The following is a 16,293-nucleotide window of genomic DNA, read 5'->3' as shown; positions in this document are numbered from 1 at the left end:
CTAAAGAAAGAAAATTAAAAGCTTTGAAAGGGTATCCCTGGAAGGGAGGACTTTCCTATGAACGAAAAAGGTAATTCTAATGTACCATCAGGAGACATAGCCTTTGATGGCTGTAGTGGTCTACCAAATCCGGGCACCAATTTAGATGATAAAGTTATCTTCGAAAATAGAGGTGTTAAATGAATAAACAGCGTCGATCCTTTTCTCCTGAATTTAAATTAGACGCTGCCCGCTTGGTAGTAGAGCAGGGCTATTCAATTGCTGAAGCAGCCCGATCGCTGGATGTTGGCACAACGACTATCCGCCATTGGGTGAAGCAACTAGAGGCAGAGTGGAGAGACGCCTGCAAGTAAAGCGCTTACCACTGAGCAGCAGAAAATTCAGGAGCTTGAAGCCCGTATCAATCGCCTGGAAAGGGAGAAAGAGATACTAAAAAAGGCTACGGCTCTCTTGATGTCCGACGAGATGAATCGTCCGCGCTGATAGACCGATTGAGTGAGCAGGAGCTCTATGAGTAAGGGTCGCCCTGAGCTCCATTGCTTAGAATATCGCTTCCTCGTAGTCACGATCCTCAAAGGCCGCTTCAAAACACGCCCCAATAGCAAGTATTTGAAGCACCCTAAGAAGCGAGTCTACTTCATTCGCTGCATTATCCTTTTTGACTAGATTAACAAGCTCGAAAAATGAATTTGGGGCTAAAGTGCTTGCTTTCTCCTCATTAGCAATTAAACCCTCACTTTGAAGAGAGGAGGAAATCTGACTCCTGAGAAGGGCAAGGAAATCTTTTAAGTTTTCTCCCGGTGCCCAAGTATTTCCTTCAAATCCTCAATATCGCGGACAATGGCTATTACATCTTGGGGCTGAAGATCAGCTATAGGCCTTTGGCCAATTCGAGGGAAGGTATTATCTCGTAGCCTAGTCCATACACGGTTGGCATGGCCCTCTGTCCAGGTTCCTTTCTGGTGGTTCCACCACTCTTCAGCAACAGCAGCAAAACTCCGGTCAATACTGACTCTGGCTTGGTACTTCTCAACTCGTTTCTGTGCTGAAGGGGCATGATCCTCTGCTAGCAGCTGTTTTGCTCCAGCTACTTTTTGCCTCGCCTGTTTGAGACATACAGAGGGGCAAACGCCCAAGGCCAACGTCTTTTGCTTTCCTTGGAATCGATATTTAAGCCGCCAATACTTGGAGCCAGTAGGTTTGATCAACAGGCGCAGTCCCTGTCCATCCCTAAGCCACTGATCCTTGTCGCTTGGTTTGGCCTGCTTGATTTGAGTATCTGCCAGAGCCATGGTGGTGCTACCAGTTTCTAAATTGAACTAGGTAGCACCAGATGACAACAAACGAGAGCGGAGGGCTGCGTACCCCCCCCCAGATAGCAAAAAACCCAGATTTACCGGGCTTTTTGGATGATTCCGAACTTCTTCGGATCTTGATGTGGTCAGGGCGGGACTTGAAAAATAACCTGAAGGCCAGTAATCGCGGGATACACATGGAGCTTCAACAGAAAAATAGCACCATATGTAGCACCACTTTGAATTCCTACCCCCAACTAGAGGGGTTTAACAGCAGTACGTACCACTGAAGCCTCTATACACATCTTGCCGTACCACCTGAATTTGACCCTAGCCTTAGCCTGTTTCCATATACCTCAAACCGCGAATCTGGCGGTTTGGCTAGCATTCGACAGGGGATCGGCTTGAGCAGGAACGGCTTCTTGAGCGCATAAGATGGAGCCGCGAATCGCGACGTCACCTCAGCATTCAGGTCGCCTATGTTTCATCACCTCCAAAACCACAGGGCTGGTGGTTTTGAGAGTTAAACCAAAACCGGCAAATCACCGGTTTTCACTGCCAGACCAAAACCGACGCTTTGTCGGTTTGAAACGCCCAGAACAACTACCTAATTATCACTCCCCCCTACCTGAATTAAGCCATTGTGAAATCTAAGCTAGGACGGCAGTGCCGGATACAAGGCTGCCAGATATCCAACCTACCCCCCGTGGGTTCAGCTGGTCAGAACACCAAACCCCGAACTAGGGGTTTGCCCCTAACTGGCTCTAAGGAGGGTATAACCCCCCTAGGAAAAATCAGATATCTGTTAACAGAGCGGGGTCCGAATTACCCGTGTGTTAGCCTCTCAGGAGGACCCGTTGAACTCCAAGCTTGGCTTAGAGTTCAGCCATAGCCATCAAGCCAACTAGTGGGCGGTTAATCTACACGCTGTCCCAGAAGTAGAGATATCGGATGCCCTGGCCCGCCAAAGACTCAGCCATAAACGGGAGCTACCCCATTACGCCAGGTAGATATTCACAGCCTGAGCCACCATGTATGGAAGTGAATTAAACCCATACCTTTACCGTCCAGGGTACGCACAATCTGCGTACTCTAAACGAGAAGTAAGCACAGTCGAATAGATTCCCCACGCCGTCACGGATAGAGACCATGAAACAATTCAGTAATGTCCTCTCAATATTCTGCTGAGATATACCGCCCCCACATCTCACACGTTGATGATATCCCCCTGGTCCGCAGTCTCAGCCCAGTCAATGGGGCGAGGGGAGGGTGAACTTCCACCACTTAAAATAAAGGTGTTACAGGTGTACAGGTGTTACAGATTCGCTGTAAGCCGCATGGTTATTGGCTTTGTACTGTCACACCTTTCTGTTACCCCTAATGTTTCACAGCCCAAAGGTGTTACAACATACTTCTAAAGTGCGGCAATTGTGGCTACGTACAACTAGTAATCTTTTGACCAAACATCTAGGCACGCGATAGCGTCTTACAGCAAATCAATCAATAGAAAACAGAGTACTTGAGGCAAGCCAGCCCTCACTATGGCCAAACCACTGAGGCAGGCAGATTTGAGCAGGGCCAAATTAAGAAAGGAGAGTAAGAATCCACGCGAAGCGAGTCCATGATCCCAGTAGCTGCATGACCGCAATAATTGCCAGCCCGACAGCAATACTGAAAGCAATATGCAATGGATGAAATGACTTGTTCTGCGCAGGTTGACCACAATACATACCTTTACTGCAATCTTGACACTCAACAAGGGGGTACCCCCTTCATTTCAACTTAGCCCCTTTACTTTTCATCCGGCCCTTAATCTGAGCCGCAAAGATAGTAGCCTTAGTACGGGCATCTTCCGGGGATACTTCCCCCTTTTGGGGGGTGAACTGCTTCTCCGTATCAGACAGAGGCTTAGTCGTCTTTGTCGTCATCCTTGCATATCTCTTCGATGGTTTTTTGGGTGCCAGAGGCGAGGTGATCAGGCTCCTCAGTATCCTCGGAAATTTTCTTTAGTTCATGGCTGCGGCGCTTGGCAAATTCTTCGATCTCCTTTTGCGTCCAGCCTTTCTTTTGTCTGGCCTCAGCCAGGCGTTTCACTTTCTTTTGTCTGGCCTCAGCCAGGCGTTTCACTTTATCTTTATCAGTCATCACAATATATCTCTTGTCAGGTAGTTGCCCTTGGCGATGTACTGATATCCGTATCTCTCGTAGAAGGCTCTCACCGTTTCATTAACCGGATTCATGATCCTAATATGATTGGCATTGATCATCCGCGCATAGATTTCATACGCTAGGATAATTGTATCGAATACATTGGAGCGTTCGCCTAGGTCGCGCGGCATGGCTTCCACTACGTTCAGGCGCATCCCTGTGGCGTGGTAGGTGGGGCGGCCTATGGAGATAGCGATTAAGGTGCTGTTTTCCCATAGTGCTATCTCAAAACGCTTGGGGTAGCTCTTCTTGTAGTAGCTGTAGTTTTGCGGCCAGTCCCAGTTGTACTGCCGAAGCCTTGAGGATTCCCAGCTTTGGGTGGCCTCTAGGGCCCGAGGGGTTATCTGAGTTAGTTTCAAATTACCCGTTAGTGAATTCTGTGTAACTTCCAAAGCGAGTGCGCGCAGTTTTTCGTAGCGCTGCTCTGCCTCGATCCTTGAGGGTAGTGACATTGTGTTACCTCACTCCTTGAAGCTGTTAATCCTTTTTTCCACGATACCACAGGCTTGCCGTACGACTCAGTGGGCCTTGCGCTGGGTAGTGAATCATCTTGTGATTTCATGTATTCGGCAAGCCCGTATTGGTAGGAAAATTACTATTACTCCCAATAGATGTCAGCCTTCAAAAGGCTGAACAAACACACCAGTTTCCCCTTCAAAGCGAACACGACCAGTAGCAAGTAGAGCCCGCTCAATAGCTACAAGATTCTGAATACGCACAGAAGGGATTCCATCCTCTCGATCAATCTTGTTAACTGTCGAAAGACCCACTCCACTTTTTTCTGCTAGATCTTGGGCGCTCCATTTCAGGCCACTTCTAGCCATCCGTACCTGTATTCCCGTAATCACTTGTTTATTCATCCTGTCTCATGATTCCAAGATGGTAACAATAAAAGTTAACAAGTTAATAATTTTTGTTGACATTATAATATAAGCAACCAATACTATTATAAAGTTAACAAAAATTATTACTTTCGATGGATTCAGGGGGAGCTATGGGAAATCTTCTAGCGGATTATTCAACAGTACCTACTCAAGTTTTTCTATCTCAATTACAAGAGTTGGAGGCACTCTGCCTTGCCCGAGAGTTAATCATGGAGTGGCCCCAACCAGGACCCCGTGAAGTAGCCCTTAAGGCTATCACCGAGGAGGAAAAGGCCATCCTCCCAGGGCTAATCTTTCCACTTAAACGCTCTCTACAGGAAAATGAATCATCCTAGCTCAATACTAAGAGGAAGATGTATACAGGAAGGCTAATGGGAAACATCAAACAAGAAAATGAGTCAATTATCAAAATTGAATCACCAGCAGACACCGCCTAGTTGTTAAGTTTTCTGGTGCCACAAATTTTCACAGATGGGTTCAACTACTGATAGAACCTCAATACACTCATTATCAGTATAAATACAATAATGAACAATAGAATCTTCTCGATAAATATTGCAGCTAAACATGTGAAATCGCTCAATTAAATCTGATGCTCTTGTTCGCTGAAATGTAACGCCTGGATTACCTATCGTACTTTCAGGCGATAATAAAAAGCTTTCATCTGATCGGTGGTAGTACATAGGGCCAGCCAGCGGAAACCTTATACGTAATACTTGCTTATTAGAGAACCTGTCACAGTTAGCCTCTAAAAGTATTCGAAAACCTTCCGAGTCGTCATGGATCGCATTAAAAGAGAAGTTTCGATACTCAGGAAATGGGTTCCAGCTTAAGTCCATAGTGTTTCTCTAAACTTAACGTTTTCTCACCGGAAAAATGGGAGCGTAGTGAGTACTTTGTCCAAGTGCAGCAACTTGTATGGTTGTTCTTGTCCAATTCTGATGTTGAAAATCCTTTTCGCTAACGGGTAAATTGAGACCCACCTTCGGCGGCCACCGAAGGCCTTGTTTGTCACAGTTCGTTGCTGCGCCGGTTCATAAAGACCGTTAACAAGTATGAACGTGACAGACACTCACTAGGCATAACTCGAATAGTCATGTGGGCCTCGAGCCCGAATAGCAAGGCGGAGATAGCTTATCTTATGGAACCTCAAGAGATCAATGTCGGTATCGATACCAGCAGTAAACAACTCGATATATATGTGAGACCTAATGGCCAGTTCTTTAGTGTTACCAATAACAAAGAGGGTATTAAAGACGCCATTAAACAACTACAACCGCTTAAACCGCAAAGAGTATTAATCGAGTCCACAGGAAGACTAGAATTAGAATTCGTCTGTGCTGCTTATAAAGCGGGACTGCCGATAGTTGTTTGCAATCCTTTACAAGTAAGAAACTTTGCAAAGTCAGCGGGGCGACTCGCCAAAACAGATAAGCTAGATGCAATTGATATCGCACATTTTGGTGAAGCAATGAAGCCAAGATTGTCATCAATCAAACCAGAAAAACTTAGAAATATTAGTGATTTACTGACGGTCAGGAACCAGTGCTTAGAAATGAGCACAATGCAAAAGAATCGCCTCAAGAGAATGCCCAAATCTGTTCACAAGCCCATTCAGGCTATCTTAAAAGCCATCAAGAAAGAGCTAGAAGGGGTCGATAAGCAACTTGATAAACTTGTTAACAGTGTTGCCGAGTGGCGACAAAAACGCGATCTCTTATTAAGTGCTAAAGGAGTTGGCAATGTACTGGCTTACACGCTAATGAGCGAACTTCCTGAGCTGGGCAAGTTGAACCGCAAAGAGATTGCGGCACTTGTGGGTATCGCCCCGATGAATCGTGATAGCGGCAGCTTCCAGGGTAAGCGCTATATTCGAGGTGGGCGACATCGTGTACGCACGGTTTTGTTTGTTTCTATGATGTCGGCAATACAATGCCACCCTAAATTAAAGCCAATGTATGAGCGCCTGGTCGCTGCTGGTAAACCAAAGAAAGTAGCCCTTATCGCATGTATGAGGAAGCAACTTACCATTCTAAATACGATGGTAAAAAACAACACTTACTGGGATGAGAAAATGGCTTAAATACTTGACAAAGGACCATAGTCACTTGTTATATGGCATCTGACCACGCCTTCCGTACTTATTAATAAAGTCCAAAGCCTTGTTCTTCATCTCGCTTTGACTCTTCAGTTATTTGCCGATTTATATAAGTAATATAATCTTTGACCCAGTGCCTTACACGGATATTCTTGTGATCGAGCAGGGGGCTGAGGGCTGTCTTATCAGACTCCAGATTTGGTACACGTGACCCCGTCCATCCGCCTGAGTCCATGTTGGCACCCAGTGCATTCGTTACCCCCTGATCGTCACCAAAATGCTCAAGCAATGCTACAAACAGTGCCGTTGGGCGTGGCGTTTCATCAACTGTTTCCAGCACATTTAAACAGCCAGCGACAAAAGTTGGCCCTATATCAGGCTGTTCGTTACACCAATCTATGATACTGGTCACGGGGATTACAGAGAGCACACTTTGCATATTACTAGCCAGACCGTCTTCCCGATCTAAGAGCTCCTGTAGCCAATACCGCTCCATACCTTCTGCCTGGACGATAGCATCAGCAAATATAGGCCAGAGTGTAGAGTTATAATCACGCATTAGATCCAGCATTAAAGGCTTGATATATGACCAGATATCACCGTGATTTAAACTATGTTTAGTCGCCGCAATTAGCTGGATCGTAAGTGCAGCAGCGAATTCACTATCTTGTACCTTCAATAATTTACGGGCTAGATCGTGCCAGTGATGAACATCCGTATGAGTGCCGCCTTGTTCTCTATGTAATGGTACTGTCGCAACTAATTGCTTAAGCGGACCACGAAGCTTTTCGATACTGCCTTTATTACTAAAGCAATACATATAAATCACATTGAGCGCGGACCAGCTTGCCTGACCCCCCAGCTCAGCTAACTGTAAGCAAAAGCCGGCCATCTCATTCGGTTCAATGCTGTCAGTCACATTGCCATAACTCAATGTATTCGCGCTATTTGGCGATAATACACCTCGCTGAATCAACTCTAGTAGATTATCTAAATGTGCCTTTTGAATATCACCCGTTCGTATAAAATATGGATAAAGATGGACCAACTGCTCATCCGCTACTAACCGATCGATATTCTCTTGCCAAAGCTCTGGCGACTGCTCAAACATACCGCGATATAAACCCAAAACTAACCGAGAGTCAGGCTGTTCAATGGTTACTAAGCACTCCAGAGCCAAATCAAGTAATGGCAAAACATCAGTTAAGTCATGAGCTAGTTGGCGGCCAAAAGCATAGGACTGCTTCTGCTCTCCCTGCAACAATAAGTCGAGGTGAGGGAGTAGCTCTTCAATATTATGGGAGAGTTCTGTCGCAAGTACTTTCGCATTCTCCGCTGCCACATCAACGTAATGACCATCCACACCTTTATGGTTTTCCCAGGGAGGGTTGGTAACCAGAATCTTCAACTTCTCAGGTAGTTCTGCTTCATCGGGGCTTAGCAGCTCTAACCAGTTCTTCAGTGCATCAGTCGCTTCTTGTTTGATATCTTTTGAATCATACTCAAAAGCGTTTTTGATACTGTCTAGGGCTGCAGGCCAATAGCGACCATTGATCTTCACCACCTCCCTAATCGCCGAATCTAACATTTCAATCCGGCCATGAGCAACAAATCCCCGAATCGAGTGACCTATATCTGACAAGACTTTTTCTTTTTGAGCATCGCCCCGCTCAAAAAGAACCAGCATTAAATCAAAAGCCTGTTGCCAGAAATCAAAAATCTCTTGCCGTAATTCTGGCCGCCACTCTTTAAGCGGGGCTTTAGTGCCCTGATACTCAGCACCAACTGTTCGTGTGCCTCCAGAAGTACTGATTGCTTGATGTAAAGCCTCAAGAACCACCATATCTATATTGGCCTGATCGACCGCAATAGCCCGCTTTAAGATATCAAAGCGAATGTTAGGCTTCGCTTGCGTTCCAGATAGATTCACTCGAAATAACTGAGCAAACATACCCGTTGCATTGTTGTTCCAACTTTCATTTTCAGCTGATGCTAGCAGCAACATACACCATGCTGATTTTTCAAATACATCAGCATGAAAACATAGCTTTTCCAGGCCCCAAACTAGATTTCTTCGTGTATCACCATTTATAGACTGAAGTTGATCATGACTGCACTCTGACAAAACTCTGTATAAAGCATCGCTTGTTGATTCGGGGTTCACCTCAACAAATGCGCGGAAGAGTTTCGAACCCCTTTCTGTAAGCAGCTCCTCCGCTCGGACAAAAGGGCTTTGCCCCCCAAATAGTCGATCTGAAAATCGCTGAACACTCGACTGATCATCAAGATATGAAGCCTGGGTACAAAAACTCTGCATTAAGGTGTCGGGAAGGGTATCAATTAGCTGTTTTTGACGATCATATGAAGTTTCTTCCCACCACTCTGACGCTAGTGTCAGTGCTAGCGGCTTAGGTACCAGCCTTGCATACCGCCCCGCGCGATTTATGATTTGCCGACTGGTAAATATTTTTAATACCCTGTCAAATATTTTCAGGTCCGATCCAGCAACATCTTCTGCAATATATTTTGCCTCTTCTCCGGCTGTACCCTCGGCGGTACCAAAGACATCGAACAAGGAACAAGCAGATAGCATTTCCTTCTCTGCATCTGTTATACCACCGTCACCATCGATCAACTTTCTTACAACAGAGCTACTTTCTATCGAACCAAGCAATCGGCCCTCTTTCTGATACTGCTCTGCGATTAGAGTAGCCATTAGAGGATAACCCTGGGCAAACCGAGCTACGCGATCAACGTCACCCGAATTCATACCCACTAATATTGGGGACAGGACCTGCTTTATGGCCTCATCTGATATTGGGGAAAGCTGAATATGAATAGATTCATCAACCTGTTCACCTGAATAACCAACAGAAATAAGTTTTAGTGAGCACTCTGTTTTATTAACCTCTTTCGCCAGATGGTTGTGCAAATCAATATTACAATTTTCAATCACTACAAGACCATGAACACGATCTTCAACCATTGCCCGAATACTTTCTTTAATGGTGGAGTCATAACCAGGTGCATTAAAAACAAGAACACAGGAATCATCGATAGAAGTAGATGCATCAATAGCCTCTAATATCAAGCGTGTTTTACCTAATCCGGATGCGCCTGTTAGTCTTATCACAGCTCGATCTAGTTCCATAGCAGCAACAAGTGACTTAAAGTCATTTGTTCGCTTTTCATCAGTCGCATAATGGTAGCTATGATTTCTTTCTACACTCTTCCAGTCTTCAAGGTCTCGTGAAGCAGTATTTTTATAGCTATTTACTGTATTCTTCTCCAAAATAAAATTTTTAAAAACAATATATGAGGATGATTCCATACTTTCTGGTTTAACAATTGTACTGTGATTAACACCGTTAATTGTTTCGACTTGACGATCCCTGAAAATACTCTTTGAACTAGATGTAGATACAATATCGTCATTGGCAGCGACAATACTTATAATTTCCAGAGCATTGTTCAACTCACTATCTACCCACTGATCATTTAAATCATCGAGCTCACTGGAATCGCGGCATAGACTTTTAAGGTGTCGATTTCTAAATGAAATATATTTGCCAATATTTGCGAGCGCAGAGCCATCATGTGGAACGTCAAAAAAGCATATTTTTCTGATTTTATGGTTTATTTTCTTATCCTTCATGCGAAGGAGAAGTTTTTTAACCACTAAGCCACCCAAGCTATGGCCAGCAAGAATGATTTCATCATTATCCAAGTCACACCGAGCTTTTATGTCGGTAAGTAGGCCATTTGCTATATTCAGAATACTGGGAGCACGCTGATAAAACTGTTTAATAAAATGGGGCGACTGATAGCCATATGATACAATGCTGTAGTCAAGATCTGTATCCTTTTCCAGGAATTCTGGAAATTTCCCCCATGTCCCGTCGGCTGAACCGCTTAACCCGTGGACGAGTATTATTTTTTTTCCCATTTTTAACTCTAATTTATTGAGCCGTTATAAAACAATATCGCTCTGTGTTTTCCTGCATACTTCTTGGCCACCATATTCGATACCCATGGTGCTAAAGGTATATAACGTCCTGGGTATGCAGCCGGAGCGAAGCGGAGGTCCTATGCATGCGTTTGTTAGGGCATTTTAGCCATTCTACTATCAGATATTACTCGATCATAACGTTTTACAAAGTCCGAAAGCTTGTGTGGGTCAATAACATACGTCTTTAGCCAATTTTCAATTGCGTTCTGAACTACAAATATCAAATCCGCAAAATTGAAATAGGTTGTCTCGTGATCACTTTGTGTAGGTGTACCCCTTGGACCTACCATGAAACTGACACGCTTAACCTTCCCTTGCTTTACGCGCCTAGAGTCAAGATTGGTCATATGGAGTATCGAGTTTCTAAATTCCCAAAATTCTTCAGCTGTTATGCCGAGAGTTTCGAATGACTTACCATAATTCTTGAGCCAAAGAACGAATACGTTATCTTTAACATCGCCACTATCCAAGTAACCCAATGTATCAATAAAAGACACCATCAGCTTCATTGCAGATAAATAGTGTTTAGAGTTAAACAGTTGCTTTACGGCAATGTAGTGATCATTATGAATCAACGTACCAATATCAAGCGCACCATCATTCATATATTCCTCAAGATAATCTGGCATCGTTCCAGCTCCAGTCAAAGGGTGGTCTTGAAATTTAGCAATAGGTAAAGCCTCTAGGCCGGCTTGGATATCATAGTGCACAGCTCCGTTTAAAACTGGAGTTATAATCATAAGCGGTGAGGCTGGGGCACCATGCTCAAGAAATATTTTTTCAAATACTCCTGCTGCCCTCCCCAACCTCATGAGCGAACGCATTTCAGCATTAGTAAATTCATTCTTTTCATTGAGATATTGATGAGGTATTTCATACCTCTTGCTATTTGCCGAATCATTTTCCAGGTGGGCTTGAAGGAATTTGAGCTTTTCTTCATCCGAACCATCAATACGATGAACCACGCACCCTATATCTGATACCCTTTTGTCGTCCGAATAAAAGAATAAATTGTATATTTCTTCCATGTATCAGCCTAATTCGTTTACGCCAACGTCTCAAAGACCGGCGCAGCTATGCTGTGACCGAGTGCTTTGATTTGTTAGCGTTTGGTAGTGATGCTCGGAAAATTCTGGAAAATGTTCAGCAAGCCTAGTGCCAAACTTGCTGCATTTCACGTACAGCTTAATTCTACGACTTGCTAGAGTAACTGCACTTTCGAAGTAGCGTCTAGCATCATCAAACTCATCAGATTCAAAACTTACAATAGCTCGATTGAAGGCAACAAGTGCTTTTATTTGCTTTGATGTAGAGTAAAGCTCCGCCACCGAAAAATATTTTTCGGAAGCGTCCTTGCTACCCATTAGCGCTTTGCATAGCCCTAGATTGGCCATTTCGTAGGAATTAGAACCTCGATTGGTCATATTTGTTTCTAGTACCGTTGCAGCCTCTTCAACCAGCCCATTATGGAGGAGCATAAAAGCCGTGTTATTCACATTTCTAGGTGCTCCCAGTTCATTTTTAATTCGAAAAGTCATATATGCTAATAAGATTCCTAGCACAAGCGCTGTCAGCGCTGCCTTTCCAGCTTGAGGCCTTTCTTTTAATAGATCATCTAAAGCCACTCTCTTTGAAAGGGAACCTTTTTGGACTAAGCCTTCACTATATCTTCCTGAAATGTGTAACTCATTTTCTGTGTACTCATTTGTGAGTATTGATATAGTTACTGTTTCCTCCGGAAGCAAAGAATCTATTGCAATTATTTTTTCGTACTTCTTTTCTCCAATCTCTTTTAGATTCTTTCTGGCTGCTGCTCCCGACGAACTGGAAATAGAGAAGTCAGTAACGTGTGTATCTTCGGGAAACTCAATTGACAAGATAACGCTTTGAGCGACCTTATCACCAAGATTTCCAATTCGGATGGTATTAAATATTAAGCTTTTAGAGTCTGACTTGAACTTTGCAGGAGAATCCGCCTCGGCAACCACTATTGACTTTGGTTCTGGTTTAGAAGGTTCTTTTGTGAATTTCCAGACAGTAATACCTCCTATGATTGTAATTATAAGGGTAATAATCGCTCCAATTATTATTTCTTTCCATCTCATTTAATTGTCTCATTTAATTATCTCATTAAAGGTAAAGCTAACGCCGCTTCCAGCGCATAATTGGCTGTAGCTGCGAAGCTTTGTTAGCTGCATTCTGCCATATACCTAAATTCTGCCAAAAACGCGACCAAGGGATGCTTATCCTCTCGCATTGCCTTCACCCTCGTCTTACCTGTTTTTTGATGAAGAACACCTAAACACCTTAAAATCGGGTGCTCTGAAGATAAGCAATTATGAGCTGAAGTGTTCAGAGACTCAAATGCCATTATCTTAAAGTCATAACTGCTGAACTCTCCGGGCTCGAACAAGCTGTCTTCTTGTCGCTCTGATTCATCTATCTTTCTATGTCTCAGACAGTTTGTTGGCGTCAGCTCATGAAAATAAGCTCTTAGGTTTCTCCACGAAGCACAATCTGTGAAGCTCACTTTCTCCTTACCGTCTATAACCATCCAGGTTCTAGAGATTTCATCTTGTCGCCTGTAGGCAGTAGTGAAAATTTCAATTCTACCTTTAACAGAATCAGCGAAATTCTCTTCTACTCTTTTTTTCAATTTAGACCACTTCATAATGAGTCTTTTCACCAGCTAACGCCCACAGCGGGGGCGGCTTACTTTGTGCGAATTTTTCGCGAAAATGGGAGCAAAGCGACCGCGCAGAATGTGCACAAAGTAAGCCGCCCCGCGAAGGCCCGAAGGGCCGTAGCAAACTGCCTGTATTTGTTAAGGCTTGCTAGCAGCCAGGGCCGAAAAACTCAGAAATACTATTGGGTGTAATATACAGTGCCTGACCACTGTACCAAGCCATGACAAATAAAACTATAAGTACAGCAGTCACACCCACTGCGATTTTTCGAGAGCTACCAGAGACCCGATAACTGCTAACCACAGATAATACAAGACTTACTCCAGCTACCGCAGTAACAGCTTGCCGAACCCAAATGTAACCACCACATTGGTAGAAACCAAGAAATACAGCACAGGTCAAAGCTAAAAACACTGAAATTATTGCGACTAGCTTCAATGTAGTTCTCATGATGCCTTAACGCCCGGCCTAGGGGCGGACTTGTAGCAGCGAAGCTGCGGAAAAGCCGTCCCAGCCATGCGAAGCATGGCAACTACAGCCGCTTGTTAGGAGCTTGATTCGCAAAACTCTCTCTCGTGAACTCTTTTACACCAGTAAAGAGAATTCTTGTACCACAATTTGCTGATGCGGCTCTCAGGGCCTGCATAAGAAAGTAATGGCTGATAAAAAGCACTATGTAGAAAAGTCGCAGTTCGTGCGATTGTATAACCTGGTTCTACACCAACTGTATATCTGGCTATCAGAGGGTATAAGCAGAAGAACCCAGCTATATAGAGTGAAGCAATCCCCAGAGTTAAGTAGGCGAATATTCTGTGCTTTCTCTGCATTTGTGGGCCTCCTAACGTTGCCAGCACAGGCCTAAATAGAGAAGCGAAGCTGCGGAATGTAGGTCCAGCCAGCATTGCTGGCGAATGTGCTTGGCTTTGTTAAGCATTGGACTATCCATCGAAGCTCTCTAGCTTTTCAGAGCTTAGGTCACATATCTTTTCATGGTATTGATAAGTAAACCATGACGAAAACAGCTTATATGTTATTTCTTTGGGCCAAAGCTCTCTATCTATATAGAGATAAGATAATTCGTGTTCCACGATCTTCTTATAATTATTCTCTAATGCTAAACCGTGACAATTCTGATCTTCCTCTTCAATTAAGTATGCAGTTGGCCGATGATTGATCGTTTCAAGGGGCCATCTGTGAAGGTCAGGTTGAACCAACTTAACCCAAGACAGAAGTTCCTCGGTTACATAGAGAGTAATCTGATGTCTATTTAAGTACTTCATATTGGATGCTTAACGAGACTGTAGAAAAACAGTTTTAGAAAAATCTGCCATTTCCCAGATTCCTCCAATTGAAATTTCGGCCAAATTTTATCTATACCACCAAATTTCATTCATTGTATTAAATTTAGGCATCTTGATGCCCTTAATTTATACTCAATCAGTGGATACTGCCATATCTCATCAACTTTTCAATGTTATGTACCAAGCAGAACATCTGCCATTGTCCTTGAACCTTACTTTTTCCTCGTAGCGAGAAGCGATTCAATCGTTTATTGGTACCAATGTTTCCAAATACCGGTTCGACAGCAGACATTCGATGTCCATAAATGGTCTTGCCCTCGATACTATCAACCCTCTTCTTCATCCAGTCGGTGGCTGTCCGTCCGTTTGTCCACGTAAGGGATACTTGCCTTCCGTGTCCTTTTCGAGAGTCAGCAGAGTCTGGGTTTCGCATACACTGACTTTTAAGGCTGCATGCCCTGCAGTCGGTGAGGCGCCCTTCGAACAGTAGTTTCTTCTTACCTTCACTGACATGCTCTTCTTTTAACAAGAGCATGGCTTTTCCTGCAGGACAGATACAGGTTTTCTTTTTCTTGTTGAATGTAAATTCACTAGCTGGGGTAGTCTTCTGGACATTAGCCCTACCTTTTTGATTGCGCTTGCCATACTTGGTTTTTTGCGTTGTAAAAGCTTTATCACGTGAACGGAATTTATTATCAGGTATGTAGGCATTGATGCCGTTCTCTCGCAGGTAGTTGTAGTTAGCGTCGTTGGAGAATCCAGTATCAGCAGTAATGATGACCTGTTTGGCCAAGATGTCTTCATCTATTCCTATATTCTGATAATGGCAACTGATGCCATCAAGAATAGGTTTCAATGTATGATGCTCCTGGCCCTCTCCAAAGGCCTGGGCCTCAACAACTATCTGATGCTTCCTATCAACTGCGGCAACACCGTTATAGCCCTGGATGGTTCCCTTGCTGGTAGTCATCTTAGCTGATTCATTGTCCGTGATATTACTTTTCACTTCTTTAGGTTTTTTACCTTGCCCCATCCTGGGGGAATGATTCTTTAAGAACTGATCAATTTTATCAAAGTGTTTCTGCAGCGTATCCGCCGCTTTAGCTACCGCTTGCTTTCGCTCTTTTTCTTTAGGCTTCCTGCCATCCAGCCTCTTGTGCTCTTTGAGGAAATATTTGATCTTCTTGCGAATTTTTTCCTGCTTCTGTGCTAGCTCTCTAAAAGTCCCCGAATGTTCTTTGCTGGCATTGGATGGCATCTTGCATCCATCTATTGCGAAAAGTTCGTTTCCAAGCAGTCCCTGCTGATCGCAGACCAGTAACACTTGCTCAAACACCGACTCAATCGCATCAGGATAACTGCTTACGAAACTTGCAATACTAGTAAAATGCGGAACGGTATCGCATGACAGTGCTTTGAAGAGGATATTGTTCTCACATTGCCATTGAATTTCACGACTTGAGGTAATGCCTTTTGAGTAAGCAAACAATATGATTTTCAGGAGGATAGCTGGATCATAAGCGGTTCGCCCGCCGCTATCATTTTGATATTTTTTATGGAAGGCAGAGAGGTCGATATGATCATCAATCAGATGATGAAGTGTAAACTCAAAGGTTTCAGGTTGTAATTGTTCTTCGAAATTGATGACGACCATTGCATCTTGGTTGTAATCGTAACGTTTGAAGTTGGGCATATGGATAATCTCGACATCAAGACCTCCATTTTAACAAAAAAGCTACCTTTTAAGAGTTTTTCTACAGCCTGAACGCCTTTAGCAGCGGCCGGCAGTATGCCGGTCCGCCTGCCTAAAC

The 16,293-nt window shown here is 43.9% G+C and carries 12 protein-coding genes and 1 pseudogene; 4 read left to right on the top strand and 9 right to left on the bottom strand.

The genetic code is table 11. The annotated features are described in order from the left end of the window. Positions 1–57: 57 nt before the first annotated feature. Positions 58–183 (top strand): hypothetical protein, encoded by a 126-nt coding sequence (locus tag ACJJIV_RS15070; RefSeq protein ID WP_286036980.1) that lies wholly within the window; start codon positions 58–60, stop codon positions 181–183. After that, a pseudogene (locus ACJJIV_RS15065) lies at positions 180–503 on the top strand (transposase); the annotation flags it as partial. The gene ACJJIV_RS15070 and the pseudogene ACJJIV_RS15065, both read left to right, overlap by 4 nt. Before the next feature lie 282 nt (positions 504–785). Here the strand turns inward: ACJJIV_RS15065 and ACJJIV_RS15060 are convergent. The 4 genes from ACJJIV_RS15060 to ACJJIV_RS15045 form a co-directional block, all read right to left on the bottom strand. Beyond that, complete coding sequence (locus ACJJIV_RS15060) at positions 786–1,292, bottom strand: tyrosine-type recombinase/integrase (RefSeq protein WP_444889504.1); 507 nt, start codon at positions 1,290–1,292, stop codon at positions 786–788. Positions 1,293–3,203: 1,911 nt separating this feature from the next. Beyond that, positions 3,204–3,440 (bottom strand): hypothetical protein, encoded by a 237-nt coding sequence (locus tag ACJJIV_RS15055; RefSeq protein ID WP_444889503.1) that lies wholly within the window; start codon positions 3,438–3,440, stop codon positions 3,204–3,206. Beyond that, positions 3,440–3,955 carry a hypothetical protein gene (locus ACJJIV_RS15050; protein WP_444889502.1) on the bottom strand — a complete coding sequence of 172 codons (516 nt, stop codon included), beginning with the start codon at positions 3,953–3,955 and terminating at the stop codon, positions 3,440–3,442. Before ACJJIV_RS15050 ends, ACJJIV_RS15055 begins: the two co-directional genes overlap by 1 nt. A gap of 162 nt (positions 3,956–4,117) precedes the next feature. Next, complete coding sequence (locus ACJJIV_RS15045) at positions 4,118–4,363, bottom strand: helix-turn-helix domain-containing protein (RefSeq protein ID WP_143730616.1); 246 nt, start codon at positions 4,361–4,363, stop codon at positions 4,118–4,120. Positions 4,364–4,497: 134 nt separating this feature from the next. Between ACJJIV_RS15045 and ACJJIV_RS15040 the strand changes: the two genes are divergently transcribed. Continuing rightward, a complete protein-coding gene (locus ACJJIV_RS15040) occupies positions 4,498–4,722 on the top strand; it encodes a hypothetical protein (protein ID WP_444889501.1) in 225 nt (74 codons plus the stop codon). An 806-nt stretch (positions 4,723–5,528) separates the two neighbouring features. Further along, positions 5,529–6,470, top strand: a complete 942-nt coding sequence (locus ACJJIV_RS15035) for an IS110 family RNA-guided transposase (RefSeq protein ID WP_252082793.1) — start codon at positions 5,529–5,531, stop codon at positions 6,468–6,470. Positions 6,471–6,531: 61 nt separating this feature from the next. Here the strand turns inward: ACJJIV_RS15035 and ACJJIV_RS15030 are convergent, their stop codons facing one another. The 5 genes from ACJJIV_RS15030 to ACJJIV_RS15010 all read right to left on the bottom strand — a co-directional run bounded on the left by ACJJIV_RS15030 (position 6,532) and on the right by ACJJIV_RS15010 (position 16,175). After that, entirely contained in the window at positions 6,532–10,431 is a 3,900-nt protein-coding gene (locus tag ACJJIV_RS15030; protein ID WP_444889500.1) for an esterase/lipase family protein, read from the bottom strand. 155 nt (positions 10,432–10,586) lie between these two features. Further along, positions 10,587–11,522 (bottom strand): hypothetical protein, encoded by a 936-nt coding sequence (locus tag ACJJIV_RS15025; protein ID WP_444889499.1) that lies wholly within the window; start codon positions 11,520–11,522, stop codon positions 10,587–10,589. A 30-nt stretch (positions 11,523–11,552) separates the two neighbouring features. Beyond that, complete coding sequence (locus ACJJIV_RS15020) at positions 11,553–12,599, bottom strand: tetratricopeptide repeat protein (RefSeq protein WP_444889498.1); 1,047 nt, start codon at positions 12,597–12,599, stop codon at positions 11,553–11,555. A gap of 83 nt (positions 12,600–12,682) precedes the next feature. Beyond that, complete coding sequence (locus tag ACJJIV_RS15015) at positions 12,683–13,165, bottom strand: SF0329 family protein (RefSeq protein ID WP_444889497.1); 483 nt, start codon at positions 13,163–13,165, stop codon at positions 12,683–12,685. A 1,453-nt stretch (positions 13,166–14,618) separates the two neighbouring features. Further along, positions 14,619–16,175, bottom strand: a complete 1,557-nt coding sequence (locus ACJJIV_RS15010; protein ID WP_444889496.1) for a transposase — start codon at positions 16,173–16,175, stop codon at positions 14,619–14,621. Positions 16,176–16,293 lie beyond the last annotated feature (118 nt).

The organism is Microbulbifer mixtoriginis (SeqCode), from assembly GCF_052466765.1.
Note: the sequence above shows the minus strand (reverse complement) of the source record. Positions and strands in the feature narration are given on the sequence as shown.

What these genes read in the sequence shown, in the direction of transcription:
- ACJJIV_RS15070 (WP_286036980.1), top strand. Translation starts at nt 58, where the DNA reads ATGAACGAAAAAGGTAATTCTAATGTACCATCAGGAGACATAGCCTTT.
- ACJJIV_RS15060 (WP_444889504.1), bottom strand. Translation starts at nt 1,292, where the DNA reads ATGGCTCTGGCAGATACTCAAATCAAGCAGGCCAAACCAAGCGACAAG.
- ACJJIV_RS15055 (WP_444889503.1), bottom strand. Translation starts at nt 3,440, where the DNA reads ATGACTGATAAAGATAAAGTGAAACGCCTGGCTGAGGCCAGACAAAAG.
- ACJJIV_RS15050 (WP_444889502.1), bottom strand. Translation starts at nt 3,955, where the DNA reads ATGTCACTACCCTCAAGGATCGAGGCAGAGCAGCGCTACGAAAAACTG.
- ACJJIV_RS15045 (WP_143730616.1), bottom strand. Translation starts at nt 4,363, where the DNA reads ATGAATAAACAAGTGATTACGGGAATACAGGTACGGATGGCTAGAAGT.
- ACJJIV_RS15040 (WP_444889501.1), top strand. Translation starts at nt 4,498, where the DNA reads ATGGGAAATCTTCTAGCGGATTATTCAACAGTACCTACTCAAGTTTTT.
- ACJJIV_RS15035 (WP_252082793.1), top strand. Translation starts at nt 5,529, where the DNA reads ATGGAACCTCAAGAGATCAATGTCGGTATCGATACCAGCAGTAAACAA.
- ACJJIV_RS15030 (WP_444889500.1), bottom strand. Translation starts at nt 10,431, where the DNA reads ATGGGAAAAAAAATAATACTCGTCCACGGGTTAAGCGGTTCAGCCGAC.
- ACJJIV_RS15025 (WP_444889499.1), bottom strand. Translation starts at nt 11,522, where the DNA reads ATGGAAGAAATATACAATTTATTCTTTTATTCGGACGACAAAAGGGTA.
- ACJJIV_RS15020 (WP_444889498.1), bottom strand. Translation starts at nt 12,599, where the DNA reads ATGAGATGGAAAGAAATAATAATTGGAGCGATTATTACCCTTATAATT.
- ACJJIV_RS15015 (WP_444889497.1), bottom strand. Translation starts at nt 13,165, where the DNA reads ATGAAGTGGTCTAAATTGAAAAAAAGAGTAGAAGAGAATTTCGCTGAT.
- ACJJIV_RS15010 (WP_444889496.1), bottom strand. Translation starts at nt 16,175, where the DNA reads ATGCCCAACTTCAAACGTTACGATTACAACCAAGATGCAATGGTCGTC.